The organism is Edaphobacter flagellatus, assembly GCF_025264665.1.
Taxonomy (GTDB): domain Bacteria; phylum Acidobacteriota; class Terriglobia; order Terriglobales; family Acidobacteriaceae; genus Edaphobacter; species Edaphobacter flagellatus.
This window is the reverse complement of the sequence record NZ_CP073697.1, coordinates 801,914-820,365: the sequence shown is the minus strand read 5'-3', so window position 1 is coordinate 820,365 and position 18,452 is coordinate 801,914. Positions and strand designations below refer to the sequence as shown.

General features: G+C 56.8%; 16 protein-coding genes and 1 pseudogene. 6 read left to right on the top strand and 11 right to left on the bottom strand.

What is annotated here, in order from left to right; translation table 11 throughout:
• Positions 1-26: 26 nt before the first annotated feature.
• From KFE13_RS03300 to KFE13_RS03290, 3 genes are read right to left on the bottom strand one after another with little or no spacing between them, the layout of a single operon-like run.
• Entirely contained in the window at positions 27-3,140 is a 3,114-nt protein-coding gene (locus KFE13_RS03300) for an efflux RND transporter permease subunit (protein ID WP_260705746.1), read from the bottom strand.
• The gene (locus KFE13_RS03295; RefSeq protein WP_260705745.1) at positions 3,140-4,297 is read right to left on the bottom strand and encodes an efflux RND transporter periplasmic adaptor subunit; all 1,158 of its coding nucleotides are present in this window, start codon (positions 4,295-4,297) and stop codon (positions 3,140-3,142) included. The genes KFE13_RS03300 and KFE13_RS03295 overlap by 1 nt, the downstream gene beginning before the upstream one ends.
• Before the next feature lie 26 nt (positions 4,298-4,323).
• On the bottom strand, positions 4,324-5,607 hold the full coding sequence (locus tag KFE13_RS03290) for a TolC family protein (protein ID WP_260705744.1): 1,284 nt from the start codon (positions 5,605-5,607) through the stop codon (positions 4,324-4,326).
• 547 nt (positions 5,608-6,154) lie between these two features.
• On the opposite strand from KFE13_RS03290, the gene KFE13_RS03285 reads away from it, so the two are divergent.
• On the top strand, positions 6,155-6,694 hold the full coding sequence (locus KFE13_RS03285) for a cadmium resistance transporter (RefSeq protein WP_260705743.1): 540 nt from the start codon (positions 6,155-6,157) through the stop codon (positions 6,692-6,694).
• Between the two features lie 364 nt (positions 6,695-7,058).
• Here the strand turns inward: KFE13_RS03285 and KFE13_RS03280 are convergent, their stop codons facing one another.
• The 3 genes and pseudogenes from KFE13_RS03280 to KFE13_RS18650 all read right to left on the bottom strand — a co-directional run bounded on the left by KFE13_RS03280 (position 7,059) and on the right by KFE13_RS18650 (position 8,338).
• Complete coding sequence (locus KFE13_RS03280) at positions 7,059-7,418, bottom strand: bleomycin resistance protein (protein ID WP_260705742.1); 360 nt, start codon at positions 7,416-7,418, stop codon at positions 7,059-7,061.
• 42 nt (positions 7,419-7,460) lie between these two features.
• Entirely contained in the window at positions 7,461-7,661 is a 201-nt protein-coding gene (locus KFE13_RS18580) for a GDCCVxC domain-containing (seleno)protein (protein ID WP_390891612.1), read from the bottom strand.
• 17 nt (positions 7,662-7,678) lie between these two features.
• Positions 7,679-8,338: pseudogene (locus KFE13_RS18650) on the bottom strand (mercuric transporter MerT family protein).
• 61 nt (positions 8,339-8,399) lie between these two features.
• On the opposite strand from KFE13_RS18650, the gene KFE13_RS03265 reads away from it, so the two are divergent.
• The 5 genes from KFE13_RS03265 to KFE13_RS03245 all read left to right on the top strand — a co-directional run bounded on the left by KFE13_RS03265 (position 8,400) and on the right by KFE13_RS03245 (position 13,223).
• Positions 8,400-8,798: a MerR family transcriptional regulator gene (locus tag KFE13_RS03265; RefSeq protein WP_260705737.1), complete on the top strand. Its 399-nt coding sequence runs from the start codon at positions 8,400-8,402 to the stop codon at positions 8,796-8,798.
• Positions 8,799-9,186: 388 nt separating this feature from the next.
• Positions 9,187-10,095 (top strand): ArdC family protein, encoded by a 909-nt coding sequence (locus KFE13_RS03260; RefSeq protein WP_260705735.1) that lies wholly within the window; start codon positions 9,187-9,189, stop codon positions 10,093-10,095.
• Entirely contained in the window at positions 10,092-10,505 is a 414-nt protein-coding gene (locus tag KFE13_RS03255; RefSeq protein ID WP_260705732.1) for a DUF6908 domain-containing protein, read from the top strand. The genes KFE13_RS03260 and KFE13_RS03255 overlap by 4 nt, the downstream gene beginning before the upstream one ends.
• Before the next feature lie 85 nt (positions 10,506-10,590).
• Positions 10,591-12,186 carry a ParB/RepB/Spo0J family partition protein gene (locus tag KFE13_RS03250; protein WP_260705731.1) on the top strand — a complete coding sequence of 532 codons (1,596 nt, stop codon included), beginning with the start codon at positions 10,591-10,593 and terminating at the stop codon, positions 12,184-12,186.
• 248 nt (positions 12,187-12,434) lie between these two features.
• Positions 12,435-13,223: a hypothetical protein gene (locus KFE13_RS03245; RefSeq protein WP_260705729.1), complete on the top strand. Its 789-nt coding sequence runs from the start codon at positions 12,435-12,437 to the stop codon at positions 13,221-13,223.
• A 38-nt stretch (positions 13,224-13,261) separates the two neighbouring features.
• Here the strand turns inward: KFE13_RS03245 and KFE13_RS03240 are convergent, their stop codons facing one another.
• Genes KFE13_RS03240 through KFE13_RS03220 form a run of 5 tightly spaced genes read right to left on the bottom strand, consistent with a single transcriptional unit; the run spans position 13,262 to position 18,254 of the window.
• The gene (locus KFE13_RS03240; protein WP_260705727.1) at positions 13,262-13,537 is read right to left on the bottom strand and encodes a hypothetical protein; all 276 of its coding nucleotides are present in this window, start codon (positions 13,535-13,537) and stop codon (positions 13,262-13,264) included.
• A 19-nt stretch (positions 13,538-13,556) separates the two neighbouring features.
• Positions 13,557-13,757, bottom strand: a complete 201-nt coding sequence (locus KFE13_RS03235) for a hypothetical protein (protein ID WP_260705726.1) — start codon at positions 13,755-13,757, stop codon at positions 13,557-13,559.
• Between the two features lie 48 nt (positions 13,758-13,805).
• Entirely contained in the window at positions 13,806-14,663 is an 858-nt protein-coding gene (locus KFE13_RS03230) for a DUF5677 domain-containing protein (RefSeq protein ID WP_260705723.1), read from the bottom strand.
• A 34-nt stretch (positions 14,664-14,697) separates the two neighbouring features.
• On the bottom strand, positions 14,698-16,410 hold the full coding sequence (locus tag KFE13_RS03225) for a UvrD-helicase domain-containing protein (protein WP_260705722.1): 1,713 nt from the start codon (positions 16,408-16,410) through the stop codon (positions 14,698-14,700).
• Positions 16,407-18,254 (bottom strand): ATP-dependent nuclease, encoded by a 1,848-nt coding sequence (locus tag KFE13_RS03220; protein ID WP_260705721.1) that lies wholly within the window; start codon positions 18,252-18,254, stop codon positions 16,407-16,409. Before KFE13_RS03220 ends, KFE13_RS03225 begins: the two co-directional genes overlap by 4 nt.
• Between the last annotated feature and the right edge of the window lie 198 nt (positions 18,255-18,452).

The following is an 18,452-nucleotide window of genomic DNA, read 5'->3' as shown; positions in this document are numbered from 1 at the left end:
GTCTTCACAAGTCATCTGCGTTCCCTTCATCTTGCCTGAGGTGACATGCGAAGGCCACCTCTCTCTGCGCTTCTGCGCCGAGCGCGTTCCTCGATCCACGAGAACAGAGTTGGAAGCACGACCAGCGTCAGTGCTGTGGACGTAACAAGCCCGCCAATCACAACCGTGGCGAGAGGGCGTTGTACTTCTGCTCCAGCTCCGTGGGAGACAGCCATCGGGATAAAGCCGAGGCTGGCGACAAGGGCTGTCATGAGCACAGGACGGAGACGGGTCTCGGCCCCTTGCTCCGCTGCTTCGCGCGGCGGCTTGCCTTCCTGTTGTAGTTCTCGAATGTACGTCAGCAGGACGATGCCATTGAGAACGGCGATTCCGAAGAGCGCAATAAACCCTACGCCAGCAGAGATGCTGAACGGCATGCCGCGCAAGAGCAGTGCGACGATTCCGCCCGTGGCGGCGAGCGGAATATTGAGAAAGATCAGTACCGCCGGCATCACCGCCCGGAAGTTGAAATAGAGCAAAGCGAAGATCAAAAGAAGCGCCGCCGGTACAACAATCATGAGTCTCCGGCTGGCACTCTGCAGCTGTTCGAACTGGCCGCCCCATTGCAATTCGTAGCCGCTCGGGATTCTCACGTTCGCCGAAACCGCCTTTTGTGCGTCCGCAACAAAGCTTGCCAGATCACGGCCGCGGACGTTCAGTTCGACCGTAATCCGTCGTTGACCTCCTTCGCGGCTGATCTGGGCGGGGCCTTCTTCATCCTGGATGTCAGCCAATTGCCCAAGCGGTACGAAATGCCCCTCGTTATCACCGACGCGGAGATTGCTGACGGCTTGAGTGCTCTCCCGCTGCTGCAACGGAAAGCGCACTTGCATGTCAAACCGCTTGTTGCCTTCGACGATGGTTCCCACCGTCTTGCCGCCAATCGACTCAATCGTATCGAGAACAGACGCGGCGTCGAGGCCATGACGAGCAAGCTCGTCCCGGCGCAGGCGAATGCGCAGGTACGGAAGTCCGGCGACGCGTTCGGCCCGGACATCTGCTGCACCACGCACCTTCGCGACGGTGGCTGCGATTTGATCCGCAGTCCGACGCAAGGTGTCCAGGTCTTCACCATAGAGCTTGATGGCAAGATCACTGCGGGAGCCGCCTTCCATCAACTCTTGCATGCGCATCTGGATTGGCTGCGAGAAACTGTACACCGCGCCCGGGGCCTCTTCTTCGAGACGCTTCTTCATGGCCCCAATGAGATCGTCTTTGCTCCGCTTCTTGGGCCAATCGTCCATCGGCTTGAGCGTGACGTATACGTCGCTTTGATCGATGGCCATCGGGTCGGTCGCGACCTCCGGGCTTCCCGTTCGACTGACAACCCGCTGCACCTCCGGGAACTCGCGAAGCACCGTCTCGACGATTTCATTCCCGTGGAGCGATTCCGTGATCGAGATGCCGGGAACGCGGTACATCTGCACCAGGATAGAACCCTCATCCAGGGACGGAATGAATTCGGCACCTAGAAACGGAATACCAATCAGGGAGATGGCAAAAAGACCGACCGCAATTCCTCCGGTCAGAAGCGGGCGCGCAAGAGCGTGCTGCAGGACAGGCCGATACCATGCATCGATCTTCCGCATGATGCGCGTCGGTCCTTCTTCTGTTTGGTTGCGAAGAACATACCAACTAAGCACTGGCATTAGGACAAGGGCGACAACGAGCGAGGCAACAAGTGCGAATAACACCGTCGCAGCCATCGGCTTGAACATCTTGCCCTCCACGCCACTCAGGGTGAGGATCGGTACGTACACGAGAAAGATGATGGCCACGCCGAAGAAGATCGGCTTTGCCACCTCGGCACCCGCGCGCCGAATTGTCTCTTCGACGGGCTCCTCCGGCTTGCGCTCGTGCAGTCTCCGAAGAATGTTCTCGATGATGACGACCGAGCCATCGACAATGAGTCCAAAATCGATGGCCCCCAGGCTCATCAGATTGCCAGATATCTTCGCTTGCACCATGCCTGTCACCGCAACCAGCATGGAGAGCGGAATTGCCAGCGAGACCATGGCTCCCGCGCGGAAACTGCCCAGCAGGAGTAAGAGCACCGCGATGACGAGAATGCCACCCTCGATCAGATTTCTGCGCACGGTTTGGATGGTGCGATTCACAAGATCCTTGCGGTCGTAGAGTGTCTCGATTTTGACGCCGGGAGGAAGCGTCTTTTGGAGTTCGGCAAGCTCCTCCTTCACGCGGTCGGCAACCGCACGCGAGTTTTCCCCGAGCAGCATCATGGCTACTCCGACGACGATTTCTCCCTTTCCGTCCTGCGTCGCAAATCCGCGCCGCACCATGGGCGCAAACTGTACGTTCGCGATATTGCGAATGAAGATCGGTGTTCCCGTAGGAGAGTTGGCGACGACGATGTTCTCAATATCGTCGAGGCTTCCAATCAACCCTTCTCCACGAATCAGGGATTGTTGCTCAGAATGCTCCAGGTAGGCGCCGCCTGCATTGGCATTATTCTTGCCCAGGGCCTCAATCACGCGACTAAGAGGCAGATGGTAGGACGCAAGTTTCTCGTTATCCACCTCCACTTGGTACGTCTTCAATTCGCCGCCCTGGCTGTTGACCTCGACCACACCGGGGACGAGACGCATCTTGGGCGCGATATTCCAGTCAAGGATGGTGCGCAACTCCATCAGGCTGCGACCGGGACCAGTCACTTTGAATTGATAGATCTCACCCAGCCCGGTTGAGATCGGGCCAAGTTCCGGCACGCCGACGTTGGGCGGGACGGCCTCTTTGGCTTGCGCCAGCCGCTCATTGACCAACTGGCGGCAGAAGTATGGATCCATGTCATCGTTGAAGTACACCGCGACATACGAGAGTCCGTACTTGGAGACCGACTGAATCCTGCGCGTTCCGGGCAGGCCGCTCATCGCTGTCTCGACGGGAAACGAGATCAGCTGTTCCACTTCCAACGGGGAGAGGCTTGGAGCCCTCGTCAGCACGAGAACTTGATTTGGAGTGATATCCGGCTCGACATCGATCGCCAAGTTGTTTAGCGACACAATCCCCATTGCCGCGATGAACAAGGTGCCGAGCAGGACGAGGACGCGGTAGCGCAGAGCGAGATCAACAAGGCGTCCCATCAGTCCTGGTCTCCAAGTTCGCCACCCGCGAGGATGGACTTAAGGTGAAATGCCCCTTGGGAAACCACCTGTTCTCCCGGTTTCAGTCCACTGACTACCTCCGTCAGGTCGTTGACTGTCACGCCCTTTTCGACCGGACGTACCTCAAACCGGGTTGGAGCTAGCTGCACAAACACAACGTTCTTTCCCTCTACTTCCTGCAGGGCGCTGGATGGAACGGCAAGGGTTTGTTTGCTGAATCGAGTGGGGAGTTCAATGTTCGCGAACATATCGGTCTTCAGGCGCATGTCGCGGTTATCAACCTCGCACCGCACCCGTGCCGTTCTTGTTTGAGGATCGAGAACGTCGCTGATATACGCGACTCGACCTCCGAAGGTTTCGTTCGGATACGTATCGACTCGTATCGAGGCGTCTTGTCCCAAGCGAATCCGGCCCAGGTCTTTCTCATACACCTCAGCTTGAACCCATACACGCGAAAGGTCCGCGACCGTAAACGTCTCCCGTCCCGGTTCAATGACTTCGCCAGACGAGACAGGGGCCTTGGTGACCACGCCGCTGAACGGCGCTTTGAGAGCGGTAATGGAACCTTCGGCGCTGGAAGTCGCGCCGTAACGATGCAGGCGTTGTTGTATTCCGCGAAGAACCGCTTGCTGGGATTCGATGCTTGCTCGGATGCCTTGTTCTTCCGCCTTGCTGGACTCCGCTTCTTTCTCCGGGCTCGCGCCGATATCGGCCAAGTGGCGTGAGCGCTCCGTCTGCCGCGTGGCCGGAACAAGTTGAGCATTGAGCTTTGCAATCTCGGCTCGTGCCGATTGTTCCTGCGCGGACAGATCAATCGCTTCCAGGTTGTCGAACAGCGCGAGGGTCTGACCGGCGCGAACGCGATCACCGACCTTCGCTTTCACTTCCACGATGCGGCCACGTGAGAGCGGGGAGACCTCCGCGACCCGGCTGTCGATCGGTTGCACCGTCCCGACTGCGCGGAAGTATTCGTTTAAGGCCGTGATGTTGGCCGCCGCAACCTTGAGCCCGATATGCCCTTGCGCAGGCAACAACATCTCGACTTCATTTTTCTTTTCGATCGTTTCGGCTTCACTCGTCTTTGTTTCATCCGGTTCCGGCTTGTGCTTGCAGCCAGACAGAAGAATCGAGCCCAACAGGAGAAAGAGCACAACAAAGTTCTTCACGGGAGATTGCCTCCAATCACGCGTTCTACGTCTGCCCAGCTTTTCGCCTCGTCCATCTCGCCGTCGATCAAGGCAAGGCGGTTGTCCACCATGCGACGTTGTTCATTGATTACGTCGAGGAGACGAAGCTGGCCGAGGCGATAGGCTTCCTGGACCACCTGCAGGTTTTGCGTCGAGAGATCGACCACACCGGAACGGAGCAAGTCCACCGACTGAAGGTTCGCCTGCCATTGTCGGTACGAAGAATCGACCTCAATCGGGATTGTCTTTTCCAGATACTCCCGGCGAAGCCGGGCTGCATTGCCGCGCGCGGTCGCCGCTTCGACATCGCCCCGAACACTCCGGCTGCTTCGGAGTGGGATCGATACCCCGAAGGTCAGCAGGTCGTCCTTGTCTCTGAGCGGAGCGATCGTACCGTTCGCACTCTGACCGTAGAGATCGTCAAATTGACTGTTCTGCTTGGTGTATCCCGCATTGAAGGTTACGTCAGGCCGGCCGTTGGCGCGGGCGAGGGAGATGCTGGCCATCCCTTGGCCTTCGGAGGCCCGTGCCAGAGCGAGGTCTGCCCGACGTTGTATAGCTGCCTGCTTCAACTCGTCCAAGGAGAGCGTGGAACCGGGCACCGCTTTCACCTCGGATAGTGGGGCGTCCGCTCCGAGACCCAGAAGCTTACGCAAATTCGCCTCCGCAACCACGAGACGCGCTTGTGCGCCTCTGCGCTGCACGAGCGTCCGGTTCACCTCCACCCGGAGGAGGTTTTCATCCAGCCGCGCGGTATCGCCTTCCCCGACTCGGGCTTCCGTGAGCCGCAATGCCTCTTGATTCAGGCGGAGAAGGTCGTCGAAGAGCTTGACCTTCTGCCTTTCTGCCAGCCGATCTGCGAATGCGCCTCGAATCTGAAATGCGATTTCGGACGAGCGCTGTTGCAATTCCGCGTCGGCTTGGGCGATCTCGAAGGTTGCAACCTCGATCCGCTTCGAGCGTTTGCCGGATGTCTCGACCGTTTGCGAAAAATCTGCGCCGTATTGTTCCTCGCCCACGGTTCCAAGGGGACGGCCAGTTGTCCCTCGCGCTGTGACCGTGGGAGCTGGTCGTACTCCCGCCTGCCGCACCGATCCTCGCGCCTCTGTAAGCCGTTCGCGAACGGCGAGGAGTTCTCTATTGCTTGCAAGCCCGATGCGGACATAGTCCTCCACCGTCACCGGCGGAGTCTGCTGCGCCCACGAACAAAGGGGTGGCGACAGCAAAGCGCAGAGGGCAAACACACGAATGCGTGTCATACCTGTCTCCTAATCGAAATCTTCTAAAGAGCGGAAGAGCGACTAGGAGAGTTGAGGTGGACGCTCGATGTCAGAGGGAAAAAGAATCGGGGTGCCAATGCTGCGCACGGTGAAACTTGGCAGTGTCAGGCGTAGCGGAGAGAGGACAAGCATCGGCTGCACCAAGGTATGGGCGCAGCAGCAAATGCAGTCGTCATCAGTATCCGGAGTCGTGGCTGAATGCCTGCTGACGTCGATCTTAGGAGTACCGGAAGTGAGAACTTTCGCCGCAGTGCTTACAACGGAACAGGGGCTGCTCGGCAATTCACACGTCGCCATCTCCGTCCCAATGAGGAGGAGCAGCATTACGGCCGCAAACCGGAACCATTTGGAGACCATCCCCATCGCTTCATCATACTCCTCTTAGCTCCAGCCTCTCTGGAGGGAGGAGTTTCACTCCTCGCCTGTCTTCAGCCACCACTTCAGCGGCCTTCCATGACAAGGCCCGAGTGTTTGCAAGCTACGCCCTGTGCTAGCCTCGGACGGAATGGCCGCCCCTGCAGCAATCTTGACCGCAAGCGTCACCACCTTCGCGGCGACGAACATCGATGACATTGTTCTGCTGACCCTGTTCTTCGCACGACGCGTACCCACGCGGAAGATAGTCGCAGGACAATATCTCGGATTTCTGGCGATCATTCTTCTCAGCTGCCTCGGACTTCTCTTGACGCTAGCAATCCCGCACCAGTGGATTCGTGCTCTGGGACTGATTCCACTGTTGCTAGGTCTAAAGCAATTCGTCCTGCTATTCCGAAAGGCTGACGAAGAGGAGGATGTACCGGCTGGTCGCGCAGGCGTACTGTCCATCGCCTTTGTGACACTCTCGAACGGTTCCGATAATGTCGGCGTTTACATCCCATTCTTTAGCATCAACCGTGGCCATCTCTGGCTGGTTCTTCTCTCCTATGCCGTTCTCGTTGCATTCTGGTGTTGCATCGGCAAGTGGCTCGGCAATCGAAGAGTCATCCTCAAAGCGGTTGACCGCGTCGGCCATTTGCTTGTTCCGCTCGTGTTTATCGCGCTTGGTCTTTACATCCTCGCCTTTTGATTGTTCTCACCGACGTTGTCGCCAGACGGAGATCGCGTGCATCTTTGCAACGATCGCTTCATCTCCGATGTCTGGAAGCGTTTGATCCAAGGCGAGTGTGTGCCGGTCTGCCCAAATCTAGGCCAATAGTGAATGTCTTCCTGGGACTCTCTGGAAGACGTGTCATCATCTGGCAACGCAATCCAAGGTGACTCTTGGTACGCCCTTGTCATCCCCCTGTTCGAGAGCTGGGAATGGCTTGGCGGAAGACAATCAAGCCCGGAGCTTCTAGGGCGATCGTTTATCCATAACATTTGAGGGTCGGGCGACCAAGCACGACCCCTGGCTATGCGCTAAATGTGGAGATGCCGCAGCCATTCAAGCTCTAATTTTGAATGAGCCGCACGAGTGTGCCATCGGGATCAATCAACGCACCCACACGGCCTCCCCACTCCTCGACTCTAGGCGGATGGAGCCGCGGTTTTCCCTTGCATCCCTCTGACAATCCAGCTGCCTTACAAACTGCGTAGAAGGAGTCGAGATCGTCCAGTCTCAGGCAGCAACTGAACCACGTGGTCAAGGGGTCTATTTCGGGATGCGAGAAAAACTCCAGGGTCAAGTCGCCCCGCTTTAGAATCATCCAGCCTTCATCACGCCATCCCTCAGAGAATCCGAGAGCTGCATAGAAACGAGAGGTAATTTCAAAGTTGCGCGATGGAAGATTCGGCGTAGCAGCATCACTCATAGCAACGACTCCGACACACTTCAAAATCCCGATGAAGCGAAACTAGGGGCAGCACCGGCCCTGCAATTGTATCGGCGGACACTTTACGGAACCGAACGAGCAGAAGACACAGCAGTCTCCTGCCAATGGGCGCATCAGCGTATGGCAGGCAGCGCACTCATGAAAGAACCGGCAGGAATCGAGTGGCATCTCTTCCAATGCGGCGTGTCCGCACTTAGGGCAAGTCAACATCGATTGGAGCATTGCGGTTGCGGTTCCCATTACTTCTTGGCTCCCCCATGAAGAGTCGAAGGAAAGCCAGCCTTCGTCGTTGCGTTCACGAGGGCAGCAGGGTTTGTCTTGTCCGCGTCGTACTTCACGGTCGCTGTCTTATGGTCATAGTCCACTTTCGCGTCCATCACTCCCGGAACTTTTTCAAGCGCCTTATGAATGGTGATCGAGCACATGGAGCAAGTCATGTTCTGTACGTCGAGCACAGCGGTTTCCGGTGTTGCTGCAAAGGCGGATGCCGGTAAGGAGAGTAGCAGAGCAGCGATGAGCTTACGCATGGTTCATTCCTTTCAACGGTAGAAGAGAGGCAAAATCCAGGGGCTTGCGACTGAGGCGAGCGAGAGCGGCACGAAGATCCAAAACAGGATTCTTTGCGCACGTCTCGTGCGATCAGCAAGGCAATCGCCTTCCGCAGCGCAGGCTTGGGGAACGAGATAAAGCTTGCGGAACGCCAGGCCGAGAAACAGGACGGTCAGCGCAATGAAGATGGGTCGGTAAGGTTCGAGAGCAGTCAAATGACCGATCCACGCTCCCCCGATGCCCAGACTGAGAAGCAGAAGCGGCCCTACACAACACGCCGAAGCCCCGATCCCTGCAAGCAGGCCCCCAGCAAGAGCTAGTCTCGTATTCGCATTCGATGACGACTGCATTGGACCATCCTTCCTTATTTCACCTTAAACTCCGTACTATGGAACGGAGTCAAGAAGACACATGAGCAAGAAACTGACGATTGGAACCTTGGCAGAGCGCGGCGGGGTGAGCGTTGAGACGATTCGCTACTATCAACGACGCGCGCTCCTGGACGAGCCAGTGAAGCCCCCTGGAGGCTTTCGGCAGTACCCGGAAGAATCGGTGAAGCGACTTCTCTTCATCAAGCGAGCTCAGGCGTTGGGATTCACGCTAGAGGAGATTCAAGATCTCCTTGCTCTCGATCAACGGAAGGGCTGTCTGGAAACGCGAGAGATCGCAGCTCATAAGGTGGAGCTGATCGCACAGAAGATTGCTGACCTGTCAAAGATGAAAAAATCGCTGGCTCGCCTCGTACGGTCCTGTGACACGTCTGCTGCGGATGCACCTTGTCCCATCATTCACTTGTTGGCCGATGAGTAGCGGATCGCCAGACCGACCCGCGAGAACGCGAATTCTCATGAGATGCATCGGTTCGGGACGGAAGGAAGTTTCCTTCCGCGCTGCAGCCGCGTTCCGCGTCTTGGCTCCTTTCTCTAGCGGGCCTGTTCCTGCCCGCAACGCCGGCCCTTGCTTCTAGGGGCGCTTCGCACGCAATAAGGAAGACAAGCCTCGCTAAGGGGCGCTGCCCCGATCGCGCTCTCCAAGGCCATCCGCCCTCCGGGTTTTGGCTCCCCCGCAAGCGGTCCCCCCAAAAAGCTTCGCTCCGAGACCTTTCCGTTTGCTACCCCCGCCTTCGCCAGGAGGCGTTCGGCATATGCATGCCGCGATTTCACGCGGAAAAGCAAAAGCCAACCAAGGAGCAGACACCATGACCACACCCGCCGCCACCCCCATCGACAGCAAGAAGCCAAGCACCAAGCAGGAACTCATCGCCGCCAACGTCAAGCTCTTGATTGAGCAGTTGGAAGCCGGACACTCCGGTGCCCTCACCGACTACCTCACGGCCATGAGCCGCTTTCATAACTACAGCTTCGGAAACGTGCTGGAGATCGCACGGCAGATGCCCACCGCAACCCGTGTTGCCGGGTTCTGGACGTGGAAGCAACTTGGTCGCAACGTGAAGGCCGGGCAAAAAGGCATCCGCATTTTGGCTCCCATCGTGGGCGTTCGTCGCAAGAAAGACGAGGAAGCCAACAAGGACATCACCAAGCAGAATGAACGGGTCTTAGTTGGGTTCCGCAATGCCTACGTCTTCGACGTGTCGCAGACCGAAGGCGCAGACCTACCGGAGATGCGCGGAATTTCCGGCGACCCCGGCGAGAACTCGGAACGGCTTGCCGCCTTTGTCCGTTCGCGCGGCATCACGCTTGTCTATAACCCGAACATCGCGCCAGCCCTCGGCATGAGCTACGGCGGACGCATTGCCATCTTGCCCGGACAGTCCAAGGCCGAGGAGTTTTCGACGCTGGTGCATGAGACAGCGCATGAGCTGCTGCACAAGGCGGAGCGACGCACCGCGACCACGAAGACCGTACGCGAGACAGAGGCCGAGGCTGTGGCTTTTGTCGTGGGTAAAGCCGTGGGTTTGGTGACGGGTTCCGCCTCCGCCGATTACATCCACCTGTATCACGGCAACGCATCGCTTCTGGCCGAGAGCTTGGAAGTCATTCAGCAGACCGCCGCCGTCATCCTTGCAGCGTTGGAGCCACCTGCTGAGGATGAGGAAGAAGAGACAACCTCCACCGAAACCCCGGAACTCGCGGAGGTGGCGGCATGAAAACCATCCTTGCCATCTTGCACAAGGCCGGAGGTTGGCGACCCAACCTCTACGTCAAGATTGAGAACCCGCCCTATCTGCCGCTAGTCATCGAAGCGGCGGATGAATCTGGCCCGCTCGGTCTGCCCTCGCTCTCCGTCGCGCACTACAGCCAGCAGAATGGCGATCCCATGCGGGACCCGGAGATGTGCTTTGAGTTGGGCTTCGCCGGGAGCGCACACCTGATTCCGTACTACTGGCGTAATGACTACGTTGCGGTCGAGCAATGGAGCCGCAACATCATCCGCGACCACTATGTGGCCCTGTTGGAGTTGCAGAAGCAGCACGAGAAGTTTGCGGAGACATGGGACAACAATCTCCGCTTGCAGGGCTACGAAGCAGCCTTCACGGACAAGTGCATTCTCGGCTAGTCCGCTCCCTTGGAGCGGAACCCATGCCCGACGTGCGCCGCTCTGTGACCATCCCCCCGCAACCGCTCGAAAGGAGCACACCATCATGCAAACCCAAGTTATCAACGCCACCGAATATCGCGACGTTTCGCTCTCGCTGTTGTCCGAGTCCAAGACCAACCCGCGCCGCATCTTTGAGGACGCTGCATTAAAAGAACTGGCCGCGTCCATCCGCAGTCAAGGCGTCCTGTCTCCCTTACTTGTGCGTCCGCTCACGGAACACGGCTTTGAGATTGTGGCAGGTGCCCGACGCTTCCGCGCCGCGCAGATGGCCGAAGCGGAGACGGTGCCCGTTCGCATCGTGGACTTGAGCGATGCCCAGGCGCTAGAAGCGCAGTTGATTGAGAACCTGCAACGCAAGGACGTTCACCCGATGGAAGAGGCCCAAGGCTTCCGTGCGCTTCTGAACTTGGAGGAGCCGAAATACACCGTCGAGCAGATAGCAGCCAAGATGGGCAAAAGTCCCGCATACGTGACCACGCGCCTCAAACTTACCGACCTTGCGCCCGCTGTCGTCGAAGCGTTCTACGCGGAAGAGATTGGCGTCGGCCATGCTCTCTTGTTGGCGAAGCTCCAACCCGATCAGCAGGAACAGGCACTCTCCGCTTGCTTCAAAGAGGTCTACAACGGCGAACGCAAACCGACACGCATTCTGCTGCCTGTCCGCAACCTGCAATTCTGGATTGACACCAACATCGTCCTCGCGCTGAAAGAAGCTCCGTTCGATAGGAAGGATGCGCAGCTTGTGCCAGCAGCCGGAAGCTGCATCGACTGCCCCAAGCGCACAGGCCACAACAAGCTCCTGTTCTCGGACATTGGCGGCAAACTCGATTCCTGCACCGACCCCACCTGCTATCAAGCGAAGGTTGCGGCGCACGTCTCCAAAACCATCGCGGCGAAACCGAACCTTGTTCAGATCAGCACCGCCTACGGTCAACAGAAGGAAGATAGCGCGGTACTCCCACGCAATCGGTACACGGAGATTCGTGCGGAGAAGCCAGCCGATAGGGACGAGGCGAAACGGCCTGAGTTCAAGTCGTGCAAGTTCACCTCGGATGCGATTGTGACCGATGGAACGGAAGTCGGAACCATGCGCAAGGTCTGCACCAATTCCGCTTGCCCTGTCCATCATCCTCAGCCACAACGCAATGACCGGGATGAGGAGAAGTGGAAGGCCGAGCAGGAGAAGCGCCGCCGCGACGAGGCCATTGCCAACACAACCGGGCTTCGCGTTCTCGCCGCCATCAGTGCCGCCGTCCCGGTGCGTCTGATGAAGCGTGACCTTCTCTTCATCAATACCCAACTCGCGGAGCTTGTCGGAGAACCGCGTCTGGAAGTCCTGGCCAAGCAGCACGGCATCAAGCGGTCAAAGGATGCGGACAACATCGGCAAACTCTTCGCTGCCTATCTTCGCCGTGCCGATGAAGGCGCTCTCTCCCGCATTGTCGTGGAGCTGACCATCATTCTGACCGCCGCGCGGACGAATGCGCCGAGCATTCTTCGCGAAGCGGCCACCATCTACAAGGTGGATACCGATACCATCGCGCAGAAGGTCAAGGCGGAATTTGCAGCCAAGGCAAAGGCAAAGAAAGAGGCCAAGCCAGCCGTCAAGGTGCCGCCCAAAGTTAAGAAAGCGGCATAGAACTGCTGACTTCAGAGGAGGCCGCGAACCTACGGCCTTCTCGCATTTTCGGTCACAGATTGCGGCGCAGGGAGAGACCGCTTCGGTTTCTCCCTTGAACCCTCATCCCGCCTGGCTCCGGCCCCCGCTCGCCGGCTGCGCGGCAGGACGACGTTCCCCCTTCCTGCACTTTTCCCCTTTACTGCCTCCGGCGGTGCGACACTAGAGCTGACCTTAGCAGTACCGGATGCTGGGCAAGGAGGCGGGTAGTGCCGACAGCAGAAGAGCAGTTCCTCGAGACCTTCCGCAGATTCAACAACAACTGGAATCTCGTCCTGTCTTTGCGGCAATTCATCGCAGCGACGGGCAGCATCGCGCCATTGGCAGTTCAGGAATACCACGCGAGCCTCATGGAGGCAGCGGCGACCGAACCCGACTTTAGGCGAATCTTCGGTGATGCCGACAAACCTACCGATCCCGAAGTGTTGTCGTTCCTTCAGACACAGATAACCCAGATGGTGTTGACGAACGCATCGACAGCAATCGATGCCGCCTCCCTCGTCTTTGCGCAATCCATTCTGGACGATGCGGCGTGGTCTTATCTCAAAGTGTGTGCGACAACGGACCCCGCGGCTTGGGAATACATGTTCGAGAACAAACAGGTCAGCATGAAGGATTTCAAGACCAAGACCTTCGAGCAGCTTCGTGCGGACTTTATTGAGGACCGTCTCAAGCAGATCGGGCGCGAATCGCTTCTCGTCAAAATCAATCTCTTGTTCAAGCTATGCACGCCGCCTAAAGACTACGCGCCGATAAACAACTACCAATACAGTGAGGATCGACTCAAGACCATCGACGGCCAGCGGCATCGCGTCATTCACGAGAATGCGGCAGGAACGCCACTCCCGACGCTTGCCGATGATCTCGAATACTTGCAAAAGACCGCGTGGTTCCTAATGGGTCTTGTGAATCAAAAGTACAAACTCCAGATCGACATGAGGCAGTATTTCAACCTCCAGACCGCGACATCACAAGAAGTGACACCGTCGGACTCCTAAGCTATTTCGGTAATGCGCCTACCCAATATAGAGAAGAATCAGTCTTTGTCTTCAGGAATGGGAACTTGTGCAACTGAGGTGAGAGGGTGTCCGATGTGCTCATGCAAAATCGCCCCGACTTTCGTAGCGGTTTTTTCGTCGAGTTGATGGAAGTGATAGAAAACGGAGTCGCCCTTGAATTTGCAGGAGAAAAGCAGCGTGTTCGTTGCATAGGTAATCACGCGCTCGATAGTCACTTCGTCCGTCGAGATAGGAAACGTGCTTCCCGGCTTCGTCGCGCCGCCTGGCTGTGGAGCCCAACCGGGGAGGTCCATTACACGCTTCGGCAGCATGTCAGTTGCCCTGTAATGTAAGCTTGGGATTTGCGTCGGCAATATCAGTCCAGATGCTCTCGCGCTTCGCCTTGAACTTGAAGCCTAGAGGATTGAGCGAAAAGGCGCCTTCGAAGACATCGTATTTGTCAGCGATGATGAGGACCGCTACAACGAACGCGAAGAGGATCAGCGCAAGCTGGCCGTGAGAGAGATTCTTCATAAAACCTCCATGTGGGACGGCACCATTGTACCTTGCTGGCTCTCGGGTCTATTCGCCGCAGCCGTCGCTATGCGAGACTTTGGCTTTATGTTTCTTGCGATGATTGCTATGGTCTTCATTCGCCACGTTTGCCAGATGCTCAGCGATTACTGCGGCTTCATTGAACGGCTGTCTGGCTGTATCGTACTTGCGATTGAAGTAGCGTCCGAGGTTGATCAAAACCAGAGCGACACCATGGATTGCATTGTTGGTTCCGAACAGCATCCGGAGGGGATGCTCTTTCTTGCCGTGTAGTAGCCAATTGGCATGTCTGTGTAGAGTTTTGTACGTGGTGTGGACGTAACCGCTGCCTGTGACATAGATGTTAGCCATTAGCATAGCCAAATCATCGCCGCCTACAGCCTTGTCCACACTAACAGCTCTCTTAAACAGGTTTTTCTTGCTCCAGTCTCGCGAGCCTAGAGGAAGATTTGACGCTGCACTTGCGTCAGTTGCAAACTTCGTCGTTCTCTCTGCGAGTTCCTTTGGAATCCTTAGCCTTCCGCCCGACGCCCGCTCCAAATCTGTCATAGCTGTGTGGTTATTGATTGGGTCAAAGTGGAGGTACTTCCACACTTCATCATCGCTTGCTTGCTGCAGGTAACATGCATTCACCACCAGCTCCAGCATTGATCGAAGAAGAACCTGCATCTCGTCAATTGCGTCGAGAGACCTGATTTGTAGAATCACGCGGGCGAGTTCATTGAGCTTGGAAACCGATGAAGAGAGGATAAGAGACCTCTCCGTTACGTTGGGCTCGCGATTCTTTATGTCATTTGCTTGATCGGTGACAACCTGCCTCAGCCTGTTAACAAGGGCAACCAGTTCCTTCTGGCATTCCTTTTGAACATCGAGTTCCTCTGTCATGCTTTACCGCCCCTGCGAGTCTAAGATAGTGAATCTATGCGGGGCCAACTAAGGATCTTGCGCCGTGAGGGCGGAGGATGGTGACGCGACTCCTCGCGCGAGTCAGTCCGACACGCAATAGCCTTCTGCTGCGTTCGTATGGGTACACTTCTTTTCTCTCATCGAAGAACTGCGATTTAAATGCCCCCTCAATCAGCACAACACCGTCAAATTCTTTGCCTTTGGACTTGTGAATGTTCATCAGAATGCAACCGCGCGGATCGCGTTCGACGGCGATCAGCTTCTCTTGTTCGAGAATGCCTTGGACAAGATCGCTGACGCCCTCATAGTTGCCGCTGGCAAGCCACTTGTTCAACAGGCCACTTGCCAGTGCATCGGTCGCTCTGAACAGCCGGACAAGTCTCACCTCACGGAACAATTCACCTAAAGCGGAAATATCTTGTAGGACGCGGCGCGCGCTCTTCCAATCAACAACGGGATCTCCAACCAGCTGAAGGCCTCTTTGGTGCAACGCCAGCATCTCTTTCGCGGCATTGATGCGGGGCTTCTCCTCACCGGCCACTTTCGCCGCCGCGGCCTCATATTTCTGTGCAACCTCGGCCGCAGTCTTCGTGGGTTCTTCTGCGTTCTTCAGTTTGTAATAAGCCGCGATGCAGCGAAGGGTTTTCGAGACCGACTTCTGCGATGGCTGCGTCGGCCATTCCAGGATGGATGCCACGACGATCGCGGCAGCCGCGGACAACTCCGCATCCCAGACAACATCGTGCTCGATGACAGGCAAATCCCGTCCGTTGTAGGAATGAGGCTCCGAAAGAATCATCGAAATGTCAGAAACCAGCGCGTTGCTGCGTGAAAGGACTGCAATGCTCGGATTCTGTACACCCAATTTCCGAAGCTCAGAAAACGTGAAGACCACGCAAGCATGCACGGTTGAGGCAAATGCGCGCGGCCAGTAGCGGACTTGCGTGATGTCTTCTGTCTCGGGAAGGGGCGTCTGATTGTGCAGCACCGCATTCGCGAACTTTAGAATCCCTGCATTGGGACTTCGATGATTCTCGCCTCCGAGATCGAACTCGCGAGGCGCGAGCGCTGTACGCAGCCCATCGACGCGCAGCGGATCGATATCGTCCCTGTAATCGAAGATTCTCTGATCGGGGTCGGCGAGACAGAAGATGTCCGCCACCTTGGACAACTGCGCGACGATGCGCCACTGGTTGTCATCCGTGTCCTGGAATTCATCGACAATGATCATCGGAAAGCTGTCGCCGATCAGGTTTCGTAGTGCTGTGCATCTCTCTAACAGCTCTGCTGTACCGTGCGCGAACAGATCGAAACAGTAGACTCCTGCTTCCTTTGCCTGTCTCTGCCGTTCTACCTCCCAATCTCCATCAAAGGCAGCTTTCTGTAGCCGCTCGTCGCCGGGATACAGGAAACGAACTGGACGTCCTACCAACAGTCGCCCGTGGGCACGCAGGATATCCATACAGAAGGAGTGATAGGTCTGGACTGTTACGGCGCGTCTCTCTGCTGGCTTCAGAATTTCCTTGCAACGAAGCAACACCTGGCGGATTGCAGCTCGCGAGAAACTCAGGAAGAGGATCTCCTGGCCCGGCTTCAGTGTGGGGAAACGCTTTTGTGCTTTGAACAACGCAACTGTCGTCTTACCAGACCCCGGCCCTCCGAGGACGAGAAGGTGACCCGGCTCCGCGATGATCGCTTTGCGTTTATCACACAGCTGAAAGTTCATTCTGCGGCAGGCTCCGGCGTAAGCAGTGCGGGCGCTGCAATTTCTTCGGGAACCGCTTGGAGTTCCTTGTGGATCGTCGTGAGGATGTCACGGATAGTCTTGGGCAATTCGTCTGCGGTCTTGCACTGGCCAATCAAAAGCGCGGCGTACCCATATGCATCGCCCTTTCTGGCCTTCAGCACTTTGAGTGCAAGCGCCAGGACGGTGTCGTCGGTCATTGCAGCGTCATACTTTGGTTCGTTCGGGTAGTCGGCCTTGTCTTTCGCTGTATCGAGGAAGCGGCGGACAACAGCAATCGGCATTTCATCCAGAAGAAGGGCTTCAATTCCTTTTTGCGGAGACTCCCAATATTGCGTATAGCTAGCAAGGTTCTTCGTAGCCTCCTCTGTGAGCGCAGCGTTGGGCTGATCGTAGAAGCCGAATGACAGTTTGCCCAGTGCGGAGAATGTGGGGCCGTAGCGAGGAACCGCACCATCGCCTCCAGCGTTGAAGACTGTTACGCCCGCCAAATCCAGATGCATGTAATCCTCAGGCGGCAGCTTCTCTTCGAGGACCGTGGAGGCAATGGGAAACAGCGAGGCCTCGGTTGAACCTTCCACTACCAGGACCGCACGGCTCAGAATCGCCTCGGCGAACTGACGCCGTTCGACGCGGAAACTCTTCGGCTTGATCGCCGTGTGATCGATTGGTTTTCCTGTCAGTTGGCCGTCATGGTCACGGTCAAGAATCACAATTTGCGTAGGCTCGAACTGCTCAATGACGTAGGGAGAGTGGGAGGTGACGATAGATTGTCCCATCTCCGCCAATACAAAACGGGTCACTCTTCGCTGCGTGTGAGGTGGTAAAGCAATCTCAGGCTCTTCCATAGCGAAAATGACGGACTGCTTATCCTTCAATTCCGCAATGAAGGTGAGTAAAGCGAAGACGAGAAGATTTATGGAACCAGTGCCGAGACGCCCAAACGGGACAAGATGCTTGCCCGGCTGAGCGGCAATGAACAAGCGGACAACTTCGCGCACATGCTCACGCGTGAGATCGGATGCGAAGAAGCCGGTTGATTCGTCGCCGGCTGCGAGATTCACGAAACGTCCCATGCGGGCACGAATCTCTTCACGAATCTGTTTGAGCTGTGCGATGTCTCCGATTGCTGGGTCAAGGGCCTGGAGCCGCCCGAGGGTGTCTTGCCACATCTCGACCGAGCCTGAGCCGCCAAGCCGCAACACGCTGTCCAGAAGGGAACCTCTCTGAAGGCTTAGCGCTCGGGAGCCCGTCCGCAACGTTCGCAGAAAGACGAAGCCGCAAAGTCGCTTGTGACCGCGATTGAATGGCGCGCGACCTTGGCCTAATCTGCTTTCCACTTCATCATCCAGGGCATCTGCTTCGCCCAGGGGATGATCGAAAAAGGTGTTGCCAACAAAATCGTCCTCATCTTTGTCATATCTTCCAATGAAGACCAGCGGTAGAGCCCAAATCATGCCTTCGCCATCGGCCTTGTCAACTGCTTCAGCAGCTTCATCGAGGAATGCGCACTTTTTGTCGTCCCAACGGCGAGCGTGTCCACGGAATCGGCGCTGGGCTTCCTCGGAGAGATCAACGAGTATTGCTTCAATGCGAATCTCAATCGGATTACCATCGTTGTCCAGGTAACGGCCGCAGTAAAAGTCATGCTCATCGACGACCGGACGTCGGAATAGTCTCTCCGGGCCGAGAACCAGATCGAGCGCTTCGCAGATTGTTGACTTGCCGATGTTGTTGCCACCGACAAGCAATGTATGCCCGCTGAAGTCAACGGTTCCTTCGGCAACGCCACGGAAGTGGGAGATCTTCAACCGTCGTACACGCATACAAACTGACTCCGCATAGGGTTTGTTGGTCGGATAATGATAGCGACAAATTCTTCAACATCGAACAATGCTCGTGACGTTCGGGAGTCAGATTGCGGGACGAGCAATAGCGAACTAAAGGGGACAACTGCCACACTGTCGAGAGTGAATTCTGAGAAATCGGTCCGGTGAGAGGGGATGTGGACACCAAACTCTGCT

Excerpts from the sequence above, each read along its gene's own strand:
- KFE13_RS03300 (WP_260705746.1), bottom strand. The coding sequence starts at position 3,140 with ATGGGACGCCTTGTTGATCTCGCTCTGCGCTACCGCGTCCTCGTCCTG.
- KFE13_RS03290 (WP_260705744.1), bottom strand. The coding sequence starts at position 5,607 with ATGACACGCATTCGTGTGTTTGCCCTCTGCGCTTTGCTGTCGCCACCC.
- KFE13_RS03280 (WP_260705742.1), bottom strand. The coding sequence starts at position 7,418 with ATGAGTGATGCTGCTACGCCGAATCTTCCATCGCGCAACTTTGAAATT.
- KFE13_RS18580 (WP_390891612.1), bottom strand. The coding sequence starts at position 7,661 with ATGCTCCAATCGATGTTGACTTGCCCTAAGTGCGGACACGCCGCATTG.
- KFE13_RS03265 (WP_260705737.1), top strand. The coding sequence starts at position 8,400 with ATGAGCAAGAAACTGACGATTGGAACCTTGGCAGAGCGCGGCGGGGTG.
- KFE13_RS03260 (WP_260705735.1), top strand. The coding sequence starts at position 9,187 with ATGACCACACCCGCCGCCACCCCCATCGACAGCAAGAAGCCAAGCACC.
- KFE13_RS03255 (WP_260705732.1), top strand. The coding sequence starts at position 10,092 with ATGAAAACCATCCTTGCCATCTTGCACAAGGCCGGAGGTTGGCGACCC.
- KFE13_RS03250 (WP_260705731.1), top strand. The coding sequence starts at position 10,591 with ATGCAAACCCAAGTTATCAACGCCACCGAATATCGCGACGTTTCGCTC.
- KFE13_RS03240 (WP_260705727.1), bottom strand. The coding sequence starts at position 13,537 with ATGGACCTCCCCGGTTGGGCTCCACAGCCAGGCGGCGCGACGAAGCCG.
- KFE13_RS03235 (WP_260705726.1), bottom strand. The coding sequence starts at position 13,757 with ATGAAGAATCTCTCTCACGGCCAGCTTGCGCTGATCCTCTTCGCGTTC.
- KFE13_RS03230 (WP_260705723.1), bottom strand. The coding sequence starts at position 14,663 with ATGACAGAGGAACTCGATGTTCAAAAGGAATGCCAGAAGGAACTGGTT.
- KFE13_RS03225 (WP_260705722.1), bottom strand. The coding sequence starts at position 16,410 with ATGAACTTTCAGCTGTGTGATAAACGCAAAGCGATCATCGCGGAGCCG.
- KFE13_RS03220 (WP_260705721.1), bottom strand. The coding sequence starts at position 18,254 with ATGCGTGTACGACGGTTGAAGATCTCCCACTTCCGTGGCGTTGCCGAA.